Genomic DNA, 21,194 nt, shown 5'->3' on the forward strand with positions numbered 1-21,194 from the left:
GGGGGCCGTTCTCGAGGGGCAAGGACTGAAATGACGACTTCGTTTTCGAAGGGGGTGGCGCTCGCCTTCACGGCTGCGCTGTGCGCAACGGCCGCGCAGGCGCAGGATGAAGGGCTCGCCAGCAGCAAGCAGCAGCTCGCCGCCCTGCAGAAGCAGGAAGCGGCGCTGCGCGAGCGCATCGCGCAATATCAGCTGGATGCGCTGATCGCCCGGATCGATCGCCAGCCCGCGATGAGCCTGGTGGCGGCGAAGAAGCGGCCGGCGCGGCTGATGGCTTCGGCCGGGCGCGACTGACCGGCTCGCTGCGGGCGTTCGCCGCGCGGATGCGGCGTCCGCAGGAATCGCTATGGCTGCGTCATGCCGCATCATCCCAGCCTTCCTCATCCCATAGCCACTCGGGCGGCTCGGGTTCGTCGCGGCCGGGCGGGGCGCAGCCATGGGTGCGCCAATGGCGGCGGTGGAGATCATAGTCGGCGACGCGTTCGCGGGTCTCGGCGATGAGGGCGGCGGCTTCGTCCGGATCGAGATCGGGGCGGGCGTTCAGCGACCAGCGGTGGTCGGGACAGCGGGAGAGCCAGAAGAGGATGGCCGTGAGCGAGGGCGGCTGCTCGACGCGGGTCCGGGTGCGGATGATGTCGCCATCGTCGTTCCGCAGGAGTTTCTCGCGGACATGGCTGTAGCCGGTGGCGCGGGCGAGGAGGGCGGCTTCGACGGCATCGTCTGCGACGTCTTTGGGAAGGCGCACGGCTTGGCCGAAGGCGGCGTGGCGGAGCGTCCACTGGCGGATGGTGGTGGTGGTGACGCCGAAGGCATGGGCGAGATCGCGGTCGAGCGCGCCTTGTCCGGCGAGCGCGCGGGCCAAGGGCACGAAGGCGGGGTCGTAGCGCGCTGCGGGTGCGGGCGGATCGGCGTGGATGGGTTCGACGAACGGCGCGGTGATCGGATCGGGCAGAGGGGGGTGTATGCGATGAGGGAGGGTATCGCTTTCCTGTTCTGCGTCATCCCAGCGCAAGCTGGGATCGGTTTCAACCGCAGACCGGTCGCCTGCGGAGAGCGATCCCAGCTTGCGCTGGGATGACGGGTATGGGGCGGGCGTTTCGAGGATCTGGAGCGGATCGGTGTCGTCGGCAGGCGCAGTCGCGGGAGCGAGCGCGTCGATGCGGGCGAGCGTGTCCGCGTCGCCCGCCATCTCCGGTTCGCCGTCGACCGCGGCGCACCAGGCCTCATAGGCGACATGCTCGATCTCGCGCAGCGTCTCTTCGGTAGGCGTGAGATCGTCGGGTCCGGCTCGTCGGATCACCATCGGCGCGGCCCAGCGGTCGGGGCGGCGGATGCGCAGCCAGAAGGCGGCGGCCTTGTCGTTGGGCGGGACATGTTCGGTGACGGTGGTGCGGATCAGTTCGCCGTCCTTCAGGGCGAGCTGCTCGGTCTCGCGGTCATGACCGGTGGCCAGTCGGAACAGCGCGCGTTCGACCGCTGCGTCGGCCGCTTCGGGAGACAGGCGGCAGGCGGCGGCGAAGTCGGGATGCTGCTGCTTCCAGGCGCGGATGGTCGTGAAGGACACGCCGAAGGCGGTGGCGAGATCCTTGTCGAGTGCGCCGCGCGCGGCAAGCGTGCGGGCGACGGGGATCAGGGCGGGGCTGTAGTCGGTCATGACAGCCAGGCTGGCATGGGTGGAGGGATTGCCGGAAGTAGACGAGATCCCTGAGTCCGGGTTTCGGCAAGGGATGACTGGCCTTTGCCAGCCATCCCCAGATCCATTACTGCGCGGCGGGAGCTGCCCGCTTCGCGTCGTCTTCCGCGATCGTCTTGGCCATCTTTTCCGGATCGGACGGCTTCATCTTGGCGGACTTGCCGTCAAACTCTTCCTTGGTCGAGGGCGAGAGGTTGGGGCGGCCCGCCACGATGCCCATGCCGATCTTGCATTTGACATAGCTGGTCTCGTCGGCTTCCGCCTCCATGTTCAACTCGTCGGTCGCTTCGGACTTGGTTGTGAATTTATGGGCGCCGGGCGTCGTCGTCAGCACCCAGTAACGGCCGTTGTTGGTGGTGCCGAGCATCTTGCCGTTTTCACGGATATTGCAGCTGATCGCCATGCCCATCGCGCTCGGACGGAAGAAGACCACCTGGCTCATGCCCGCCGGCGGCGGCGGGATCACTACCGGAGCGCCGGCTGCGGGCGCGCTGTCGGTGGCGGGTTCCGCGAGCGCGGTTCCACCCGCCATGGCGCAGGCCAGCCCAAATGCTGCAACGATTGCCGACTTATGAACGATCATGGGTGAGAGCTTCCTTTCTCGCTAAGTGTTGGTGCCGCCGCGGTGACCGTGGTGGTCGTTGGTGCGGTGGGTACAGACGCCGATGATGGGACCGCCGCGGGAATGGCCGGCTGCGTGGCGCCGGGAGAAGGCACCGTCACAACCGCTGACGTCTTGGCGAAACCTATCGTCCCGGCGGGAATGTTCACCTGGCCGCCACTGACGAACATCCCGACGAGGCCGACGGCAATGACGACGGTCGCTGCCGTGTCCGTGCGATCCTTGCCGGTTTGACCCGAAGTGGGCGCGGCGTTGAAGGTGAGACTACGCAGCGGAATGCGAATGCCCTGATAGTCGAGGTAGCGGGCCGCAACGATGAGCTCTCCCGGTTTTCCGGCAAAACCCGATTTGGCTGCCTGGACGACGTCGCCCGAGCCGATGATGCCTGCCGGGATTTGGGTGCCGTCCGGAAGATCGATCGGCGCCGCTAAGCGAATCGCAAAATGTTCGCCGATCTTGCTGATATTGGAGTTCAGCGTGGCGAGCATCTCCACGCGAACGGGTGTCAGCGCGGGAAGGGCGCAGCATCCGCCGGGCGGCACGGCGGGCGCGGCGGGTGCGGGGATCGCCCGTACGGCCTCGGCGGGAACAGATGACTCATTCGACTGAGCCGACGCAGCCGCAAGCCAGCCGGCCAAAAGGCCCGTAAAGATTGCCCCCATTTCGATAACGCCCCCGTTCCCCATGGAGCGGTTACTATGCTGCGGTGGGAGGTGCAACATTTCCTCACGGTGGATGCTCAAAAATCGATGCGGAATTGGGGGCATCCATGTGCCGAGCTTCACGGCCGTCGCATGAGGATCTCGTTCGGCCACGGCTGTTCGGGGACGGTCTATCGGTTGTCGCGGATGCGTCTTCTGCGCCGATTCGTTGAATTTGATGGCTGTCCCTGGAACTCCGATTTGCCTTGGAGCGTCGCCTTCAAATATTTCGACCAAAGTGGATCTGTTGCCCCGGCGAATTGCACACCGGCCACCCTCCAGCAATCTTTTCCCGGGTTGGACCTGAGTCCGATACCCAATCCATCGCCTCGACCACGTCTTCGATATAGGCGAGGTGGTGCTGTTCGAGCCGCGCGGGATCGTCGGGAGCGCGTTCGGCCTCGGCCAGCATGTCTTCGAAGTCGCTGCGGGCCAGCATGTTCGGCGCGATCCGATCCGCATCCCAGGCGGCATGGACGCGCGGCGCCAGATCGCGTAGGCCGAGCATGGCGATCGCATCGAGCCAGCTGACCCAGGCACGATCCCAATCGTCCGCGAAGCGCTCATCGTCGAAGCGTACCAGAAAGCGGCGCATGGCATCGCGATCGATGCGTCCTTCCCAGGTGAGGAAGGTGGCGGCGCCGAGCACCGAGCCCCGCACGAATTCGTCGACCCGCCGATCCTGGATGAGCGCGCGCAGGGCGTCGAAATCGCCATCATAGACGCCGACGAGCATGCGCGGCAGCGTCGCGGTGATGAAATCGCCGAGCAGCGCCTCGACCTCATCCGTGGGGCGGCACAGCAGGCGCAGGAGCGGCCGGCAGGACGCGCTATCGCGGCCCGCGCCGAGAATGAAGAGGCCACGGAAGAACAGCCGGTCCTCCTCCTCGGTCAGGGGCAGGCCGATGGCGGCTTTGGAAAGAAGGGCGCGTAAGGCGGGCGCCGACTCCTCGATCCGCGCGGTGCAGATGGCGAGCGAGGTGGTTGGAAGCTCCCGCTCGGTCGCGAGAGCGTGGAGATGGGCTTCTATCGGGCCGCTGTCGACGTCGTTCCCGGCCGCCGAGAGAAGGCGTCGAATTCCGCCTTGTCCATGCTATCCCGCTCTTCACCCGCATCGATTCACGCTGATTGACGCCCATTGCAGGCGGAGGCCAGCTTCATTCTGCGGCCGGGGCCGATCCGGCAGTGAGCGGCGTGCAGGCGGCGGTCGCCAAGGGACGTTCCGATACGGAGCGATGCCGGCGAGAACGCGATGCGGGCGGCGGCCGCGCATGATCACGGATGCGTGGGCGCGTCCTCGGCGACCAGCCACCGATGCCGCAGCCGCGGCGACAAGAGGAAAAGCCCGGCGAAGGCGGCGCAAATCAGGGCGACCGCGCCATATATGCCCGCGATGACGATTAAGGCCGTCATCGCGCCATCCCGCCGGCCGCGATGGCCAGGTCGGCGATCTTCCCGGGCTTGTGGATGCCGGGCTGCCCTGCGGCGTTGCGCGTGACCGGAAAGCCGAGGCTGGAAAGCGCCGCGCCATAAGCCGCCGCGAGGTCCGTATGCGCGCGCCGGGCGCACATGTTCTGCGCGACGGCAGCATTCATCAGGGAGATTTGCTGACGAGCCAGCAGATAATTGATGTCCATCAGACAAGCCTCGATGCGCGGAGGCAAAATCGCCGCCTGTCACGAGAATGTGCTAAATTTCCGGTGATGCATTCGCTTCTAACAGATCGATCGACCCAGGGCGAATTAAATCGAACCGCCTTATTTTAAGGGAGCGGTCCGCGATGATATTTCAAACATAATGTTCATTTTTATTTATCGATCGGGCCGATGCCGCGCACTGCTACTGGTTTTGGTGAGGTTGGCGCACCACATGGCAAGCGTGGTCCCCGAAGCGAGGGGAAAGGCGAGCGGGGCAAAGGGCTCTCGCAGAGGATTGGAGCTTGCCATGACGGACGCATCTTCCCGGCCCACCGCGCCTGCGCCGCATTGTGGTGCGCAGACGGATGGGTTCACCGAAGAATTCGAGCGGCTGAAAAGCTATGTGGAGTTTCTGGACCATGCCATGGCCACCCACCTCGTGCCCGCACCTGTGGCATGCCGTCGGCCGACCGGTCGCCCGGTGGCGGCCGATCCCGAGCGGCTGCCCGATATCGGCCGAAACGACGCTGCGCAGCCCTCCTGAGAGGGGACGTTTTGTTCGTGACGACGAACAACGCTTCGATCCCGCCGACACCGTGATCCAAGTCGCGCCCGGACGCCTCCTGTCGCACAGGATCATCCGTCCCAGTCTCGCCCAAGCGGGTTCCGATGCGGAAAATATCACTTTAGCTGAACGAGCGATGGCCCCCCGGTTAAATGGATTATAACTAACTGCCGCTATGTCCGACTATCGGTCGATGTCTGATCGAAGCGGAGCGTAAAGTTCGATGCGGCTGATTCGGCAAGCAATTCAGCGTTGTTCGTTGAGCAATGAGCCGGAAGTGATCCTCGCGCAATATCGCGAGATCACGCGGCAGATACCGCTGCTTTATTCGCTGCTGATCGTGAACACCGCCGCAGTCGCCTTCACCCATCGCGGCTTCGCGCCCCCTTTTCTCACTTATGTGGTGCCAGCGGGGCTCTGCGCGGTATCGCTGTTTCGGGTGGCGAAATGGCTCCTGCCGCGCAACGCGCCGCTGGATGTGACGCGTGCGCGCGCGCAGCTGAAGCGATCGATCTTCTTCGCGGGGGCCTTCTCGCTGTGCGCGGTGCTCTGGTCGCTCAGCCTCGCGCCCTATGGCGGGCCTTATGAGCAGGGCCATGTATCGCTCTATATCTCCATCACGGTGATCGCCTGCATCTTCTGCCTGATGCACCTGCCGCAGGCGGCGCTGCTCAGCTGCGTGATGGTCACTGGCCCTTTCATCACTTATTATTTCCTGCAGCACAGCCTGGTGTGGAAGGCGATCGCGCTCAACATCGGCCTTGTCTCGCTGGTGATGATCCGCGTGCTGCTGAACAGCTTCAGGGGCTTCGTAGAGCTCGTGCGCTCGCAGCGCGACATGGCGATCAAGGGTGCGGAAACCGAGCGTCTCAGCGCCGAAAATGCCCGGCTGGCGATGACGGACAGCCTGACCGGCCTGCCGAACCGGCGGTTCTTCTTCGCTCGGCTGGAGGAGGCGATCGCCGCCGCACGTCGCAGCGGGCGCCGCTTCGCCATCGGCGTGCTCGATCTCGATCGCTTCAAGCCGATCAACGACACTTACGGGCATGTGTTCGGAGACCGGCTGCTGGAGCAGGTCGGGCGCAGGCTCACCACCGCCGCCAGCACCGATGCGCTCCTGGCGCGGCTCGGCGGCGACGAGTTCGGCGTGATCCTGTTCGGTGGCTGCGACCAGGCCGAAGCGATCGGCACGGAATTATGCGAGCTGGTCAGCCGGCCCTACAAGCTCGACGACATGCAGGTGGCCATCGGCTGTTCTGCCGGGTTCGCCATCTTCCCGGACGCGGGCGGCACCGCGCATATCCTGTTCGATCGCAGCGACTATGCGCTTTACCACTCCAAATCGCAGAAGCGGGGGCGCTGCGTGCTGTTCTCGGTCGAGCATGAGACGAAGATCCGATCCGAGCGTGCGATCGAGGTGGCGCTGCAGGCGGCCGACCTCGACGCGGAGCTTTGCGTCCATGTGCAGCCGATCGTGGATTTGCAGACCATGCAGGTCAGCAGCGTGGAGGCGCTGGCGCGCTGGCGCAGCCCGGCGATGGGCGATGTGCCGCCCGACAAATTCATCGCCGCCGCCGAGCGCTTCGGCATGATGCAGAAGGTGACGCAGCTTCTGTTCGGAAAGGCGCTCGACGCTCTCCACTCGCTGCCGCCGGAGCTCCGGCTGTCGTTCAATCTCTCGGCGCACGATATCGTATCGCAGGAGATCGTCGATCATCTGATCGCCGAGATGCAGCGCAGAGGGGTATCGCCGCGGCGCATCATCTTCGAGCTCACCGAAACCGCCCTGATGCGCGATTTCGACCTGGCTGTCGCCGGGATCGACCGGCTGCGCGCGGCCGGATCCCCCATCGCGCTCGACGATTTCGGCACCGGCTATTCGAGCCTCAGCTATTTGCGCCGCCTGCCGATCGACAAGGTGAAGGTGGATCGCAGCTTCCTGTCCGGCGGCAACGGGAGCGACGAGGATGTGCTCGCCGCGATCAAGGGGCTGTGCGACAATCTGCGCCTGCGCTGCGTCGTGGAGGGGATCGAAACCGCCAGCCAGCTCGCCCTCGTGCGGCGGCTGGGCTATGATTACGGCCAAGGCTATGTGCTGGGCCGGCCCGTGTCCGCCGCCAGCTTCCGGATCGACGATGCGATGATAAGCCTCGACGCGCCTGAGCCGACGGCGCGAGAGACGGCGATGCCGCAGCTGGCCGCGCGCGGTGTGGCGCGGCGGGTGCGTGCGAAGGGGTAGGGGGAGCAAAGCCGTTTGCTGACTGCTTTCAAAGACGACTTGAGCTCCGCATATTGAGTGATTTTGGCACGTGTCACAGTAATCCGTAATGCCCACTGTGCGATCGGCGGTGGACACGCGGATTGACGCTGCGTAGGGGAGCGGCATGGCGGGGGCGATCATTGCGGCGGTGTGGCTGATGCAGGCAGCCGCGCAAGGGGAAGCGCCGGCCGCGCCGGTACCCGAGGAGGCCATGCCTGACCTTGCGGTTCCGGCGAACGAACTCGGCGATGACCGCAAATATATCGTCTTCCACAAGCCGGGCGTAACCATGGAACAGGCAGAGGCCGATCTGTCCTTTTGCTGGCGCTTCCTGCCCCATGGCGTCCAACGGACCGCACCCTCCTTCATTCCCTGGCAACAGGGCGATGCGACGCGCCCGGTCGTTTATTCGGGCGGGAGCTATGGACTGGTCGGTGCCGCGATCGGCGCGATCATCGCCGGGCCGCTCGAACGCAGCGTCCGGCAGCTTCGCCTGTACAGATGCATGCTGCCACGCGGCTACGTCCGGTATCGGACATCGGAGACGGTGTGGAAGCTGCTCAACGGCGACGATGCCGCGCGATCGATCCGCCTGCAGGCGAGGATCGCCGCGGGACCCGTGCCGCCGACGCCGCGAGCCGACCCATGAGATGGCCGGCCGCTCTCCTGGCCTGCGTATTCGCGGCACTGGCATCTCCGCTCGCGGCGAAGGCGCCACCGGAGATACGCCAGATTCCGGCGGGAGAGTTGACGGTACCGGCGCAGGACAAGGGCTATGTACTGGCCCGGCTGGATACCAGCCTTTACAAGCTAACGATCGACATATTGCGCATTCCCTCGCGCGAGGAACTCGGCACCTATGAGGTCGCCAAGCGGGCGGCCTTCGAAAAAGCGGGGCGGAAAGCGGGCCCCTATGAGTCCTTCGTGTTCGACTATGAGGGGCGGCCGAACTTCTTCGCCTTGCGGCCCAGCCCGGCCGCCGCGACCAGTGGCAAGCTGGCCGTCATCCTCGCCGAGCTTCCGCCGGGTGATTATGTGCTCTACGGGCAGGGTTATCAGAACTGGCTGTTCACTTGCTTCTGCTACGGCACTGTTGGATTCAGCGTCCGGCCCGGCGCAGTGACGGATCTCGGTACGGTCTTCTTCGGCAAGGCGTCGGAGCCGTCCCCCATTCCGGAGCTTGCCGGCGAAGTCGGCCTCGGCCGTACCGCGAGCATGGACTATAATCTTTTCGCCGTCGGGCTGCGGCCCGCGCGGGCCGGCGACGTTCTGCCCGCTGGGCTGGACCTGGCACATGTGGTACCGGCGAAACTGCATGCGATCGGGCCGTTCGTGGAAACCAATACCGTCCTGGTCAGTCGGCTTGCCGCCATCCCCGGCGTGCTGTCTTATGATGGCGGTCGGGTGATTGACGTAGTAAGCGGGAAGGAAGCATTGCCGCAATAGAAGCTGCATGGTTGCGGGCCGAAGTACGGCGGAATGGCTTCTGTGATTACCCTATGTAAGTCGATAAAGATGTTCATTGAAACTTGCGTTTCCTGAAAGCGGATCTCAGATGAGGGGTTACAGTGACACGTGCCAAGACTCCTAAATATTTGCCGTACGGAGAGCGTGTCTCCAAGGAGTAGGTTGCTATTTATGTGCATTTGCACGTGTCACCGTAATGCCCTGCTGGCCGACCTTGACATAGCCGAGGCCGACCTCGGCGAGCATCGCCATCTCCACTCTCGGTCGCCAGCAGCGGCGTCAGAAAACGTCCGCCTTGATCAGCGATCCGGCAGCGACCAGAGATGCGTGGGGCACAGACAAAAAAACGCGGCCGGCGAAGACGCCGGCCGCGCTGCATGGTTGGACCGATATGCGGTCAGTCGGCCTTTTTGACGTCCACGGTCGGGACCTCGACGTCCGTCTTCTTGCTCTTCACTTCGACCTTCGGAACGTCGACAGTCTCGGTCTTGGTGCCCACGTCGACGTCGGCGGTCTTCACGTCGAACGCGGGCGCCTGTCCGCCCTGGACGCTCACTTCCGGCAGTTCGGCCTTCTTCGTCTGATCGACATCGATCAGTCCGAAAGCGAAGGCGGCTATCACTGCCAGGATGAGGATTGCGGCGACGATGATGCCGGCGCCGATGCTGCCGGTCTTCTTCTGCTCATACGTCGCCATGTCAGCGCACCGCGCCGCGGCGGACGAGGTTCACGAGCGCCAGGAGCAAAAGCGCGCCGAGGAACGAGACCAGAAGCGTCGAGGCGGTAACCGCGCCGCTCGTAATGGGGGGTGTCCCGAGAAGAGGTGAGATCAACACGCCGGCAAGCAAGGAGCCGACGACGCCGACGACCACGTTCAAGAAGAGACCCTGTTGCGCATCCGTGCGCATTACCATGCTGGCAAGCCAGCCAAGAACGCCGCCGATGACAAGAAGAAGTATCAGTCCCATTTCTTTCTCCCATCCTTGTATGGCGTGGGAGACGTTCGGAAGGCGAATTGGTTCCTGTTGGGTTTACTCCGATTACCATGGTGAACGCGGCCCAGGTCACGCGTTGCACGCAGGCGCCGAGGGACGCGACCGTTTGTTATTTCTCTGGGGCAGCCCGGCCTGTAGCGCGCGTTTGCGCCGGTCTTTCACTCCGCCGCCACTCGCTCCGCTTTCGCGCTCGCCAGCAGCGGCTTCAGATACGCCCCCGTATAGCTCCGTTTCTCCTTCACCACCTGCTCGGGGGTGCCGGCCGCGACGATCTCGCCGCCGTTGTCGCCGCCTTCGGGCCCTAGGTCGATGATCCAGTCGGCGGTCTTGATGACCTCGAGATTGTGCTCGATCACGACGACGGTGTTGCCCTGCTCGACGAGGGCGTGGAGGACCTCGAGCAATTTGCGGACATCCTCGAAATGGAGGCCGGTGGTCGGCTCGTCGAGGATGTAGAGGGTGTTGCCGGTGGCCCGGCGGCTCAGTTCCTTGGCGAGCTTGACCCGCTGGGCCTCGCCGCCGGACAGGGTGGTCGCCTGCTGGCCGACCTTGACATAGCCGAGGCCGACCTCGGCGAGCATCGCCATCTTCTCGCGGATGGCGGGGACGGCCTTGAAGAACTCGACCGCGTCTTCCACCGTCATGTCGAGCACGTCGGCGATCGACTTGCCCTTGAAGGTGACCTCCAGCGTCTCGCGATTGTAGCGGGCGCCGTGGCAGACGTCGCAGGTGACGTATACGTCGGGCAGGAAGTGCATCTCGATCTTGAGCACGCCGTCGCCCTGGCACGCTTCGCAGCGGCCGCCCTTGACGTTGAAGCTGAAGCGGCCGGGCTTGTAGCCGCGCGCCTGGCTTTCGGGCAGGCCCGCGAACCAGTCGCGGATCTGGGTGAAGGCGCCGGTGTAGGTGGCCGGGTTGCTGCGCGGGGTGCGGCCGATCGGCGACTGATCGATGTCGATCACCTTGTCGAGATATTGCAGGCCCTCGATCGTCTCGTGATGGCCGGCGAGCAGGCGCGCGCCGTTCAGCTGGCGCGCGGCGGAGGCGTAGAGGGTGTCGATCGTGAAGGTCGACTTGCCCGAGCCCGAGACGCCGGTGATGCAGGTGAAGGTGCCGAGCGGGATGGAGGCCGACACGTCCTTGAGGTTGTTGGCGCGGGCGCCCTTCACGGTCAGCTTCTTGCCGGAGCCCTTGCGGCGCTTGGTCGGTACGCCGACGGCGCGGCGGCCGGAGAGATAGTCGCCGGTCAGGCTGTCCCGGTTATTGAGGATATCGTCGAGCGTGCCTTCGGCGACGATCGCGCCACCATGGACGCCGGCGCCGGGGCCCATGTCGACGATATGGTCGGCGGTGCGGATCGCATCCTCGTCATGCTCGACGACGATCACGGTGTTGCCGAGATCGCGCAGGCGCCGGAGGGTGACGAGCAGCCGGTCGTTATCGCGCTGGTGCAGGCCGATCGAGGGCTCGTCGAGCACGTAGAGCACGCCCGACAAGCCCGAGCCGATCTGGCTGGCGAGGCGGATGCGCTGGCTCTCGCCGCCGGACAAGGTGCCCGAGGTGCGATCGAGGTTGAGATAGTCGAGGCCGACATTGTCGAGGAAGCCGAGCCGCTCGACGATCTCCTTGAGGATGCGCTCGGCGATCTGGCGCTGCTGCTCGTTGAGATGGTTCGGCATGTCGCGGAAGAAGGCGAGGGCGGGGCCGACCGCGCGGCGGGTGGATTGGGAAATGTCCTCGCCGGCGATCTTCACCGCCAGCGCCTCGGGCTTGAGGCGGGCGCCGTTGCAGACCTCGCAGGGGCGCGAGCTTTGATATTTGGACAGCTCCTCGCGCATCCAGGCGCTTTCGGTCTGCAGCATGCGGCGGTTGAGGTTGCCGATCACGCCCTCGAACGGTTTCTTGACGTCGTAGCTCTTCTTGCCGTCGATGAAGGTGAGGGTGACGGGGCGGCCGCCGGTGCCGTGGAGGATGATGAGCTGGACCTCGCCGGGCAGGTCCTTCCAGGGCGTGTCGAGGCTGAAGCCGAACTCGCGCGCCAGGCTGCCCAGCACCTGCATGTAATAAGGGCTGGGCGGGTTGGATTTCGCCCAGGGCACGACCGCGCCCTTCTTGATCGAGAGGGCGTGGTTGGGGACGACGAGATCCTCGTCGAAGATCAGCTTCTCGCCGAGGCCGTCGCAGGCCGGGCAGGCGCCCTGCGGGGCGTTGAACGAGAAGAGCCGCGGCTCGATCTCCGGGATGGTGAAGCCGGAGACGGGGCAGGCGAACTTTTCCGAGAAGGTCAGGCGCTCGGAAATGCCGGCGGGGAGGGCGAGGGCCTTGATGCCGGTGGCTTTCGCCGCGTCGGCCTTGGCGGCGCCGCGCTTGGGCTTGGCGGCCGGCTCGCCCGCGGCGCCCTCCGCAGGGGTGGCGCTGGCGATGTCGACATAGGCCAGGCCCTCGGCGAGCTTCAGCGCGGTCTCGAAGCTCTGGGCGAGGCGAGTCTCGAGGCCTTCGCGCACGACGAGGCGGTCGACCACCACCTCGATGTCATGCTTGTATTTCTTGTCGAGCGCGGGGGCGGCCTCGATCTCGTAGAGCTCGCCGTCGATGCGCACGCGGGTGAAGCCCGCCTTCTGCCACTCGGCGAGCTCCTTGCGATATTCGCCCTTGCGGCCGCGCACGACCGGGGCGAGCAGGTAGAAGCGCGTGCCCTCGGGCAGCTGCATCACCCGGTCGACCATCTGGCTGACCGTCTGCGCCGAGATGGGCAGGCCCGTGGCGGGCGAATAGGGGATGCCGACGCGCGCCCAGAGCAGGCGCATATAATCGTAGATCTCGGTGACGGTGGCGACGGTGGAGCGCGGGTTGCGGCTCGTCGTCTTCTGCTCGATCGAGATGGCGGGGGAGAGGCCCTCGATATGGTCGACGTCGGGCTTCTGCATCAGCTCCAGGAACTGGCGCGCATAGGCGGACAGGCTCTCGACATAGCGGCGCTGGCCCTCGGCATAGATGGTGTCGAAGGCGAGCGACGACTTGCCCGATCCGGACAGGCCGGTGATGACGATCAGCTTGTCGCGCGGCAGATCGAGCGACACGTCCTTGAGGTTGTGCTCGCGCGCGCCGCGCACGGAGATGTGAGTCAGCATGGGGCCGTTTGTTCCAGATTTGTTCGAGGCGGGCAAGGGGCGCCGGCTACTCGAATGATATGGGTCGGGAGTGAGCGCTGCGCAACAATCTCTGATTTGGAGGAAAAGCCTGTCGGGCCGGGCGGGTCGGATGCTAAGGGCGATGCCGAAGAAGCGGCAGGGGGTTTGAGCGCATGTCTGGCCATCTTTACACACCTCTGTCGTCAACGGCTCCCGCCGACGTCGTGTTGAGCCGTGACGGCTCCACGCTCTACGCATCCTACTCTGACGGAACGATCCGTGTTCTCGACTCTGCAAGCCGGGAGGTTGAGGCGGTCTGGCACGTCGGTACGAATCTGGGTGGGATCGATTTGTCTCCGGACGGCAGCTTTCTGCTGGTCACGGAGCAACAGTCCGTCGTGCTTCACCCGGCAACTGCCACCCAAAATGCGTTCGAAACGATCAAGGCCTATCGGGTTGATACCGCGACAGGCCACGTCACGGCTTTCCCGGTGGACGTCGAAACTAGCTACCCGATACCGTTTCATGACGTTGCCATACTCGATGATGGAACGGCCAGACTTAGTCTCGGCACATATGAGCGAAGCGTTTACGCACTCGATACGAACACGGGAGACTATACTCGAACCGGCCAAAGCTACGGTGGGACCGGGGTCCTGCTGACGTCGCACGACCGCTCCGAGGTGCTTTATTCCGGATCGAATCAATCCGACGCGCCGCTGGCGATCTTCGGGCCGGCCGGCCTTCTCCATCAACATAGCCAGTATCAGGACGGCATTCAGGGTTACACCCACGGCGTGGTGGCGTTCAGCAAGGAGGCCGATCTGGTCGTCCAGCAGACGTTTGCCGCCGCCGGTAGCGGGCAGGTTTTTACAAATCTCTACGTTTATGACGCCGAATTGAGCTACAAGTTCGATCTCCTATCCTTGCACCCCGAATTTGCCGATGGGAATATCGCAGGGCTCGCTTTCAATGCGACTGGCACCAGTCTCTATGTGCTTGACGGCGATACGAATAGCATCGTGGAGCTTTCCACTACCGATTGGAGCATCATCCGCAGCTATGAGGTCGGCGCCGACGTGGGCGATCTTGCCGATGGTGGCTACGGCAACAGGCTCTTGATAAGTGACGATGGCAGAATCTTCACGGTGGTGACCGCCAGTGGGATACAGCTTGTCGAGAACGACGATTTTGCGAACAGCTTTTGGGGAACGGCTGGGGCTGACGATCTGGCGGGAGGCTTGGGCAACGACACTCTGTTCGGTCTGAGCGGAGACGATCACCTTGATGGCGGGCCGGGTAACGACGCCCTGTATGGCGGGCCGGGCAACGATAAGCTCGACGGCGGAAGTGGCAACGACCTCTTCACGCTGCGCTTCGGCGATGGTGTGGACACGATCGCTGGCGGCGACGGGCTCGATACGATCAAGGTGATGGGCAACAGCGTCTCGATCGTCTGGACGCTGGTCTCGGGCATCGAGATGGTGAATGGCGGCACCTATGCGAACGCGCGCATCGTCGGCACCGCGGGCGACGACACAATCGATCTGACCGGCGTGACCCTGCGCCATATCGATCGGATCGACGGCGGTGACGGCAATGACGTGATCACCGGATCGGCGGGCGGCGATACCCTCTATGGCGGGCGCGGCAGCGATACGCTTTATGGCGGCGACGGGAACGACGTGTTCGCTGTCGGCGCCGACAGCGGCGTCGATACCATCTATGGGGGCAACGGTACGGACGCGATCCGCGCCTTCGGCAACAGCGCCTCGGTGGTCTGGCCGAACGTGTCGGGCGTGGAGACGGTCGATGGCGGCACGTACAGCAATTTCCGGATCCTCGGCACGTCGGGCGCGGACAGCATCGATCTCACCGATGTGACCTTGCGTCATGTCGAGCGGATCGACGGTGGTGATGGCAACGATACGATCCGGGGTTCGGTGGGCGGCGATACCATCTATGGATCGACGGGTGACGACAGGCTTTATGGCGGTGCGGGGACGGACGCCCTGCATGGCGGGGCCGGCAACGACACGCTGACCGGCGGCGCGGGCAAGGACAGTTTCTGGTTCGACACGCGGCCGGACGGCGTCTCGTTCGACACCATCACCGACTTCACCGCGGCGGATGACACGATCCGGCTCGCTCACGGCGCGTTCAGCGCGATCCCGGTCGGCAACCTTGCCGCTACCGCCTTCTACCAGGGCAGCGCGGCGCACGATGCCGATGACCGCATCATCTACAACGAGGCGACCGGCGACATCTTCTACGATGCGGACGGCACCGGCGCGAAGGCGGCCCTGCTGTTCGCGCATGTCGATCCGCATACAGACCTCAGCAAGGCGGATTTCGTGATCGTCTGAGCGCCTGTCGCGATCGCCCGGTCAGCTTCTCGCTCGCCGGCCAGTATGTCGAGGACCTGACCCTGACCGGCCATGCCGCCTACGGCGGTGCCGACACATTCTGGTTCGATGCCGCGCCGGATCCGGTGAGCAATATCGACATCATCGCGCCTTGCCTTCTTCCGGGTCTTCCGATCCGCGAGCACGGCGTCGAGCGTGCGGCTCGGCCGGAAAAACAGGCGGAAAGCGGGCTGGGGAAAAAATTCCGAATCCCGTGGAACCGGACGGCCTCTCGAGAGTATGCAGTTTCGGGACGTCGGGGGACGAGAATGAAATTGCTGTGTCTGATCGGCAAGCATCAGCGTGCGGGGCGCAGCGTCAGGCGGATGCAGGACGGCTGGATCGGAAAATGCGCACATTGCGGCGTCGCCATCCAGCGCGCCGTCGACGGCATATGGACGCGCGCGAGCGAGGCACAGGTCGCCGCCGCCGAGCAGTATCGTACCAAAAGAACGGAATGATATCGCGGCGCAGGCGACGCCGGCTGATAGGGTCCTGATCGAATATGGGCGCGGGGCGCGCTCATCCCGAGTAGCCGTGCCGGTTCGATGGTGATCGAGGCGCTACGCCTTTCGGAGTATCCGGAATAGCGCGCCGGTCGCGGGCCGCATCCGGTTATGGATGCTTCGCGATCCGGCCTGTGCCGGGCGCCATCGTTGACCGGGGAGGGAGGTACGCTGCGATCCGGAGCGCGCGCCGTTTCGGGCAAGCCGTTGCGCAAGCATCCTTTTCTCGGAACGCCGATGTCGGCCGAAAAGACTCAAGAAGCCGTCCCGATATGTGCGACGTGGGGTAAAGTCGCTGAAACGAAATGAGTCCGTAACGAGCAAGGGCGCACGCTTTCGGTCGATCTCCGTCCGCGAACCGCCCGGCCCGCCAAGGTGGCGTTATATCCAGATCGGAAGTAAAAGCCGTATCGTGAACTGCTTGTCATTGCCGGGGACTTGATAGGCTTGCGAGCCGTTCACTATACGGGGAAGGTCTGAGGGGGGATGTGTGCGTGAAATCGGCCGGTCGCTGGTCCTGTGCTGTTACGCTGTCGGTTGCGTGACGTGTGTCTGTCTTATCTGACACCTTGATCGCTCCCAGCATGAGCCTCACGGTTCACCTCAGGCGCGGCCTGCGGGGACGGCGATCGCATAGCTCCAGCCGCCGGGCGATCCTCCTTGCCGGGCTCGTCGCCGCGTGGTTGCCGGTTGCGGCGGATGGACAGATGCCGGCCCCGGTCCCGATGGCGCCGGCTGCGCTGATGGGGCCTGCCGCCCCCGCCTCCGGGCCGTCCGCCCCGGCACCGTCCGTGCCGCCGCCCGGCGACGATCCGATGGCGATCGATTTCGCGACGGATCCGATCCTGGGTTTCGGCCATCGCGAAGCGTCGCCCGATCTGTTCCGCGCGACGATCGCGCGTGCGATCGGAACGCATCCCTCGGTTCGCCGCGCTTCGGCGGCACAGCGACAGGCGAATGCGGCGGTCAAGGAAGCCCATTCCGGCTGGCTACCCGAAGTCGATCTGCAGATGACCTATAATCGTCGGCTCGCGGCGGGCTTCTCCAACAGATTCACCGATACGCTGGTCGAGCAGACGCAACCCGTCTCCCGTACCGACGCGTCGGTGTCGGTGAGCCAGAAGATCTTCGATTTCGGCGCCACCGCCCAGCGCGTGAAGGGGGCGAAGGCACGGCGCGACCAGGCCGGCGCCAATCTCGAGATCGCGCAGGACGATCTCGCGCTCGACGCGATCGCCGCCTGGTACGACGTCGCGGCCTATCGCGCGCTGGTCGCGCTTGCCGAGAGCATGCAGCAGTCCGAGAAGGAGATCCGTGGCTCGGTGGCGGAACGTATCAAACAGGGCGCGTCCTCCGCGGGCGATCTGTCGCGCGTCGACGTCTATCTCGGCCGGGTGGCGCTGCGGCTGACGCAACTGCACGGGCAGCTCGCCTCCGCCGAGGCGCGTTACCGGGAGTCGACCGGCATGCCTGCGCCGATGCAGCTCGGCCGGCCGACGCTCACCCTGCGCCTGCCGGAGACGGTGGAGGAAGCGCGGCTGGCGAGCGGCAATGCCCCGGAGGTGCGCTCGGCCAAGGCGCAGGAACGCGCCGCGCGGGCGGACTGGAGGGCGGTGCAGGCCGAAAACCTGCCGCAGGTCGGCGCGCAGGTGAATGCCGCGCGCTACGGCATATTGGAGAATCGCCGCGACTATGACGTGCGTGGGCAAGTGACGCTCAGCCATCGCCTCTTCGGCGGCGGCGGCGGCGCGCGCCAGGAGCAGGCGCATGAGCAATATCGCGGCGCGCAGGCCGCCAGCGACCAGGTGATCGGCGAAGCGGAGCGCGATGCGGAGACCGCCTTCTATACGCTCGTCGCCTATGACGAGCAGGTGAAGACTCTGGAGCAGTCCTATATCGCCAACCGCCGCAATCGCGACGTGCTCTATACGCGCTTCAAGAACCTGAATGGCACGCTGTTCGACATATTGGTCGCGGACGACGACTATTTCGACACGGCCACGACCTATTTGACCGCGGTCGCGCAGCGCGACGCGCAGCGGCTGGCGTTGCTGCGCAAGTGCGGCACGCTGCTCGAGGGGTTGAACATTACCATGGTGGGACCGGGACGATGAGCGACACTGTGAAGCCGCCGGCCGAGCCGCGCATGGCGGATTGGCTGCTGAAGCCGCTGCTCGCCAATCGCAGCCTCTATATCCAGGTGATCCTGGCGGCGATCGTCACCAACCTCTTCTCGCTCGCCACGTCGCTCTTCTCGATGACGGTCTATGATCGGGTGGTGCCGAACAATGCGGTGGAATCGCTCACCGCGCTGACCATCGGCGTGGCGATCGTGCTCGCCTGCGATTTCATGCTGCGCACGCTGCGCGCCTATTTCACCGACATCGCGGGCGCGGAGGTCGATCGGCGGATCGGCACCGCGCTGTTCCAGAAGCTGCTGGCGATGCGGCTGGATCCCAAGCGCCGCTCGACGGGCGCCTTCGCCGGCATGCTGCGCGAATTCGAGACACTGCGCGAATTCTTCACCTCCGCGACGATGACCGCCTTCGTCGACGTGCCGTTCATCGCGCTGTTCCTGTTCGTGATCGCCCTGATCGGCGGCTGGATCGTGATCGTGCCGATGGCGGTGGTGCCGCTCGTCATCCTGGTCGGCGCGCTGACCCGGCCTGCGCTGGATCGCATGTCCGCCAAGATGATCACCGAGGGGCTCTCCAAGCAGGGCGTGCTCGTCGAGACGGTGGGATCGCTGGATTCGGTGAAGGCGTCGATGGCCGGGCCGATGCTGGCCCAGCGCTGGAAGAAGGCGCTGATGATGCAGGCCGACAGCGGCCTCAAGCAGCGCCTCGTCGGTACGATCGCGATGACGACCGCGACGACGGCGCAGAATCTGTCCTATATCGGCACGATCGTGTTCGGCGTGCATCTGATCGGCGCGGGCGACCTCACCACCGGCGGGCTGGTCGCCTGCTCGATCCTCTCCAGCCGCTGCGTCGCGCCGCTCGGCCAGATCGCGCAGCTGCTCACCCGCGTGTCCTCCACCCGCATGGCCTATCGCCATCTCGACTCGCTGATGAAGACGCCGAACGAGGCCGACGAGGGCGTGACGCGCCGTAACGGCATTTCGGGCGGCATCGAGTTTCGCGACGTGCGCTTCCGCTATGCGCCGGACTCGCCGCCGGCGCTCAACGGCGTCAGCTTCAAGATCGAGCCGGGCGAGCGCGTCGCGCTGCTCGGGCGGATCGGGTCGGGCAAGTCGACGCTGTTCCGCCTTATCGTCGGCCTGCATCCGCCGGAAAGCGGCGGCGTGCTGATCGACGGCGTCGATATCCGGCAATTCCATCCCGACGATATCCGTCGCAATGTAGGCATCACCCTGCAGGAGGCGGGGCTGTTGTCCGGCTCGGTGCGCGACAATATCGCGCTCGGCCGGCCGGAGATCGACCATGAGGAGCTGGTTCGCGCCGCGACCGTTTCGGGCACGCACAGCTTCATGTCCAACCTGCCTAATGGCTATGACCTGAAGCTCGCCGATCGCGGCGAGGGTCTGTCGGGCGGGCAGCGGCAGTCCATCTCACTCGCACGCGCGGTGGCAGGCAGGCCGCCCGTGCTGCTGCTCGACGAGCCGTCGAGCGCGATGGACCCCACCACCGAATCGGGGATGATCGACCGTCTCTCGGCGGAGGTGGAAGGGCGCACGGTGCTGATCGTCACGCACCGCCCGCCGCTGTTGCGGCTGGTGAAGCGTATCATCCTGATGGATGCCGGCAAGATCGTGGCCGACGGGCCGCGCGACGAGATATTGAAGCGCATGGGCCTGCTGCGCCCCGCCGAGGTCAGGCCCGAGCCGAAAGGAGCGGCGGCATGAGCGAGCGACACGCCCACCAGGCGGACGAGCATCATGTCCACCACATGCATCTGGAGGACGTCGCCGCCGCGGTGAAGCCGCGCACGGCGGCACGAATGCTGCTCTGGGCTATCATCGGCACGTTCGTTTTGCTGATCCTATGGGCGTCCTTCACCCATATCGACCGGGTCACGCATGCGCAGGGCCGCGTGATCCCTTCCAGCCAGCTTCAGATCGTCTCCAATCTCGAAGGGGGCGTGGTTTCCGAAATCCTGATCAAGCCGGGCCAGAAGGTGAAGGCCGGCCAGCCCCTGCTGCGCCTCGATCCGACGATGGCGGGGGCGGATTATGGGCGTGGCGCAGCAACCGTCGCCGCCCTGCAATCCAAGGCCGCGCGGCTGGAAGGCGAGATGCAGGGCAGGGATCCGGTGTGGCCGGCCGACCTGATGGCGTCCTCACCCGAGCTGATCGCGGCCGAGAGGCGTGTTCATGCCGAGCGCATGACCGATCTCTATACCGCCACCCAGGCTGCCCAGGCGCGGCTGGCGGCGGCGCAGCGGTCGCTTTCCGAAACCCAGCTGGCAGCGGAGACCCGTGACAAGGCAAGCCTTTCCGCCCGGCAGCAGGCGGATCTCATCCGGCCGCTGGTGGACAAAGGCATCGAGCCGCGGCTCAGCCTGATGCAGGCCGACAACACGGCGGCCAATGCGGCAGGCGATGCCGCCGTCGCGCACCAGACTGCCGGGCGCGCCGCCGCCTCGGTGGCCGAAGCGCGTGCCCAGCTCGCCCAGGTGCAGGCCGACTGGCGCGCCAAGGCGGGCGAGGATTATGTGATGGTGCGCGCCGAGCTCGAGGCGCAGCGCAAGTTCCTGCCGGCCTCGGCGGACAAGATGCGGCGCACGACGCTCACCGCGCCCGTCACCGGCACGGTCAATCGCGTGATGATCTCCACCGTGGGGGGATCGGTGCCGCCGGGCCAGCCGATCATCGAGATCGTGCCGTTGCGCGATACGCTGGTGGTGGAGGCCGCGGTGAAGCCGGAGGATATCGGCTTCGTCGCGATCGGCCAGCGCGCCACGGTGAAGATCACCGCCTATGACTACAGCCTCTATGGCGGCATTCCGGGCCGGGTGACGCGCATCTCGCCCGATGCGGTGCTCGATCCCAAGGAAGAGCGCAGCCACTATCTGATCCAGGTGGCGATCGATCGCGACGCGATCGTCAACAAGGCGGGCGAGCGGTTGCCGGTCGGCCCCGGCATGGTGGCCGAGGTGGACCTGCTCGGCGACAAGCGGACGGTGATGTCCTATCTGCTGACGCCGATCACCCGGCTGGAGGAGCGCGCCTTCCGCGAGCGGTAGGGGTTTT

19 protein-coding genes are annotated in these 21,194 nt (G+C 65.3%); 10 read left to right on the plus strand and 9 right to left on the minus strand.

Annotation, left to right across the window (positions count from 1 at the left end):
• Positions 1-30: 30 nt before the first annotated feature.
• Entirely contained in the window at positions 31-294 is a 264-nt protein-coding gene (locus tag GQY20_RS19610) for a hypothetical protein (RefSeq protein WP_157218832.1), read from the plus strand.
• A 61-nt stretch (positions 295-355) separates the two neighbouring features.
• On the opposite strand, the gene GQY20_RS19615 is transcribed toward GQY20_RS19610, so the two are convergent.
• The 6 genes from GQY20_RS19615 to GQY20_RS19640 form a co-directional block, all read right to left on the minus strand.
• Positions 356-1,654, minus strand: coding sequence for a hypothetical protein (locus GQY20_RS19615; protein WP_157218833.1), 1,299 nt, complete (start codon positions 1,652-1,654; stop codon positions 356-358).
• Between the two features lie 106 nt (positions 1,655-1,760).
• Positions 1,761-2,276, minus strand: coding sequence for a DUF2846 domain-containing protein (locus GQY20_RS19620; protein WP_157218834.1), 516 nt, complete (start codon positions 2,274-2,276; stop codon positions 1,761-1,763).
• Positions 2,273-3,100 carry a hypothetical protein gene (locus tag GQY20_RS19625; RefSeq protein WP_157218835.1) on the minus strand — a complete coding sequence of 276 codons (828 nt, stop codon included), beginning with the start codon at positions 3,098-3,100 and terminating at the stop codon, positions 2,273-2,275. Before GQY20_RS19625 ends, GQY20_RS19620 begins: the two co-directional genes overlap by 4 nt.
• A gap of 136 nt (positions 3,101-3,236) precedes the next feature.
• Positions 3,237-4,094, minus strand: coding sequence for a DUF1186 domain-containing protein (locus tag GQY20_RS19630; RefSeq protein WP_157219013.1), 858 nt, complete (start codon positions 4,092-4,094; stop codon positions 3,237-3,239).
• 197 nt (positions 4,095-4,291) lie between these two features.
• Positions 4,292-4,429, minus strand: a complete 138-nt coding sequence (locus tag GQY20_RS19635; RefSeq protein WP_157218836.1) for a hypothetical protein — start codon at positions 4,427-4,429, stop codon at positions 4,292-4,294.
• Positions 4,426-4,653: a hypothetical protein gene (locus GQY20_RS19640; protein ID WP_157218837.1), complete on the minus strand. Its 228-nt coding sequence runs from the start codon at positions 4,651-4,653 to the stop codon at positions 4,426-4,428. Before GQY20_RS19640 ends, GQY20_RS19635 begins: the two co-directional genes overlap by 4 nt.
• Positions 4,654-4,960: 307 nt before the next feature.
• On the opposite strand from GQY20_RS19640, the gene GQY20_RS19645 reads away from it, so the two are divergent.
• The 4 genes from GQY20_RS19645 to GQY20_RS19660 all read left to right on the plus strand — a co-directional run bounded on the left by GQY20_RS19645 (position 4,961) and on the right by GQY20_RS19660 (position 8,924).
• Positions 4,961-5,197: a hypothetical protein gene (locus tag GQY20_RS19645; protein ID WP_157218838.1), complete on the plus strand. Its 237-nt coding sequence runs from the start codon at positions 4,961-4,963 to the stop codon at positions 5,195-5,197.
• A 280-nt stretch (positions 5,198-5,477) separates the two neighbouring features.
• Entirely contained in the window at positions 5,478-7,457 is a 1,980-nt protein-coding gene (locus tag GQY20_RS19650; protein WP_198351070.1) for a putative bifunctional diguanylate cyclase/phosphodiesterase, read from the plus strand.
• A gap of 145 nt (positions 7,458-7,602) precedes the next feature.
• Complete coding sequence (locus GQY20_RS19655; RefSeq protein ID WP_157218840.1) at positions 7,603-8,127, plus strand: hypothetical protein; 525 nt, start codon at positions 7,603-7,605, stop codon at positions 8,125-8,127.
• A complete protein-coding gene (locus tag GQY20_RS19660) occupies positions 8,124-8,924 on the plus strand; it encodes a hypothetical protein (protein ID WP_157218841.1) in 801 nt (266 codons plus the stop codon). The genes GQY20_RS19655 and GQY20_RS19660 overlap by 4 nt, the downstream gene beginning before the upstream one ends.
• A 418-nt stretch (positions 8,925-9,342) precedes the next feature.
• On the opposite strand, the gene GQY20_RS19665 is transcribed toward GQY20_RS19660, so the two are convergent.
• From GQY20_RS19665 to uvrA, 3 genes are all read right to left on the minus strand, one after another.
• The gene (locus GQY20_RS19665; protein WP_232476160.1) at positions 9,343-9,642 is read right to left on the minus strand and encodes a hypothetical protein; all 300 of its coding nucleotides are present in this window, start codon (positions 9,640-9,642) and stop codon (positions 9,343-9,345) included.
• A gap of 1 nt (position 9,643) precedes the next feature.
• Entirely contained in the window at positions 9,644-9,913 is a 270-nt protein-coding gene (locus GQY20_RS19670) for a GlsB/YeaQ/YmgE family stress response membrane protein (protein WP_157218842.1), read from the minus strand.
• Positions 9,914-10,098: 185 nt separating this feature from the next.
• Entirely contained in the window at positions 10,099-13,071 is a 2,973-nt protein-coding gene (uvrA, locus tag GQY20_RS19675; protein WP_157218843.1) for an excinuclease ABC subunit UvrA, read from the minus strand.
• Positions 13,072-13,244: 173 nt separating this feature from the next.
• Between uvrA and GQY20_RS19680 the strand changes: the two genes are divergently transcribed.
• The 5 genes from GQY20_RS19680 to GQY20_RS19700 all read left to right on the plus strand — a co-directional run bounded on the left by GQY20_RS19680 (position 13,245) and on the right by GQY20_RS19700 (position 21,187).
• On the plus strand, positions 13,245-15,437 hold the full coding sequence (locus GQY20_RS19680; protein ID WP_157218844.1) for a calcium-binding protein: 2,193 nt from the start codon (positions 13,245-13,247) through the stop codon (positions 15,435-15,437).
• 125 nt (positions 15,438-15,562) lie between these two features.
• Positions 15,563-15,937: a hypothetical protein gene (locus GQY20_RS19685; RefSeq protein WP_157218845.1), complete on the plus strand. Its 375-nt coding sequence runs from the start codon at positions 15,563-15,565 to the stop codon at positions 15,935-15,937.
• A 752-nt stretch (positions 15,938-16,689) separates the two neighbouring features.
• Positions 16,690-18,096: a TolC family protein gene (locus GQY20_RS19690; protein ID WP_198351071.1), complete on the plus strand. Its 1,407-nt coding sequence runs from the start codon at positions 16,690-16,692 to the stop codon at positions 18,094-18,096.
• A complete protein-coding gene (locus GQY20_RS19695; protein WP_157218847.1) occupies positions 18,093-19,847 on the plus strand; it encodes a type I secretion system permease/ATPase in 1,755 nt (584 codons plus the stop codon). The genes GQY20_RS19690 and GQY20_RS19695 overlap by 4 nt, the downstream gene beginning before the upstream one ends.
• Positions 19,844-21,187, plus strand: a complete 1,344-nt coding sequence (locus GQY20_RS19700) for an HlyD family type I secretion periplasmic adaptor subunit (RefSeq protein ID WP_157218848.1) — start codon at positions 19,844-19,846, stop codon at positions 21,185-21,187. The genes GQY20_RS19695 and GQY20_RS19700 overlap by 4 nt, the downstream gene beginning before the upstream one ends.
• The last annotated feature ends 7 nt before the right edge of the window (positions 21,188-21,194 follow it).

Origin of the sequence: Flavisphingomonas formosensis (assembly GCF_009755815.1) — a bacterium.
Classification (GTDB): domain Bacteria; phylum Pseudomonadota; class Alphaproteobacteria; order Sphingomonadales; family Sphingomonadaceae; genus Flavisphingomonas; species Flavisphingomonas formosensis.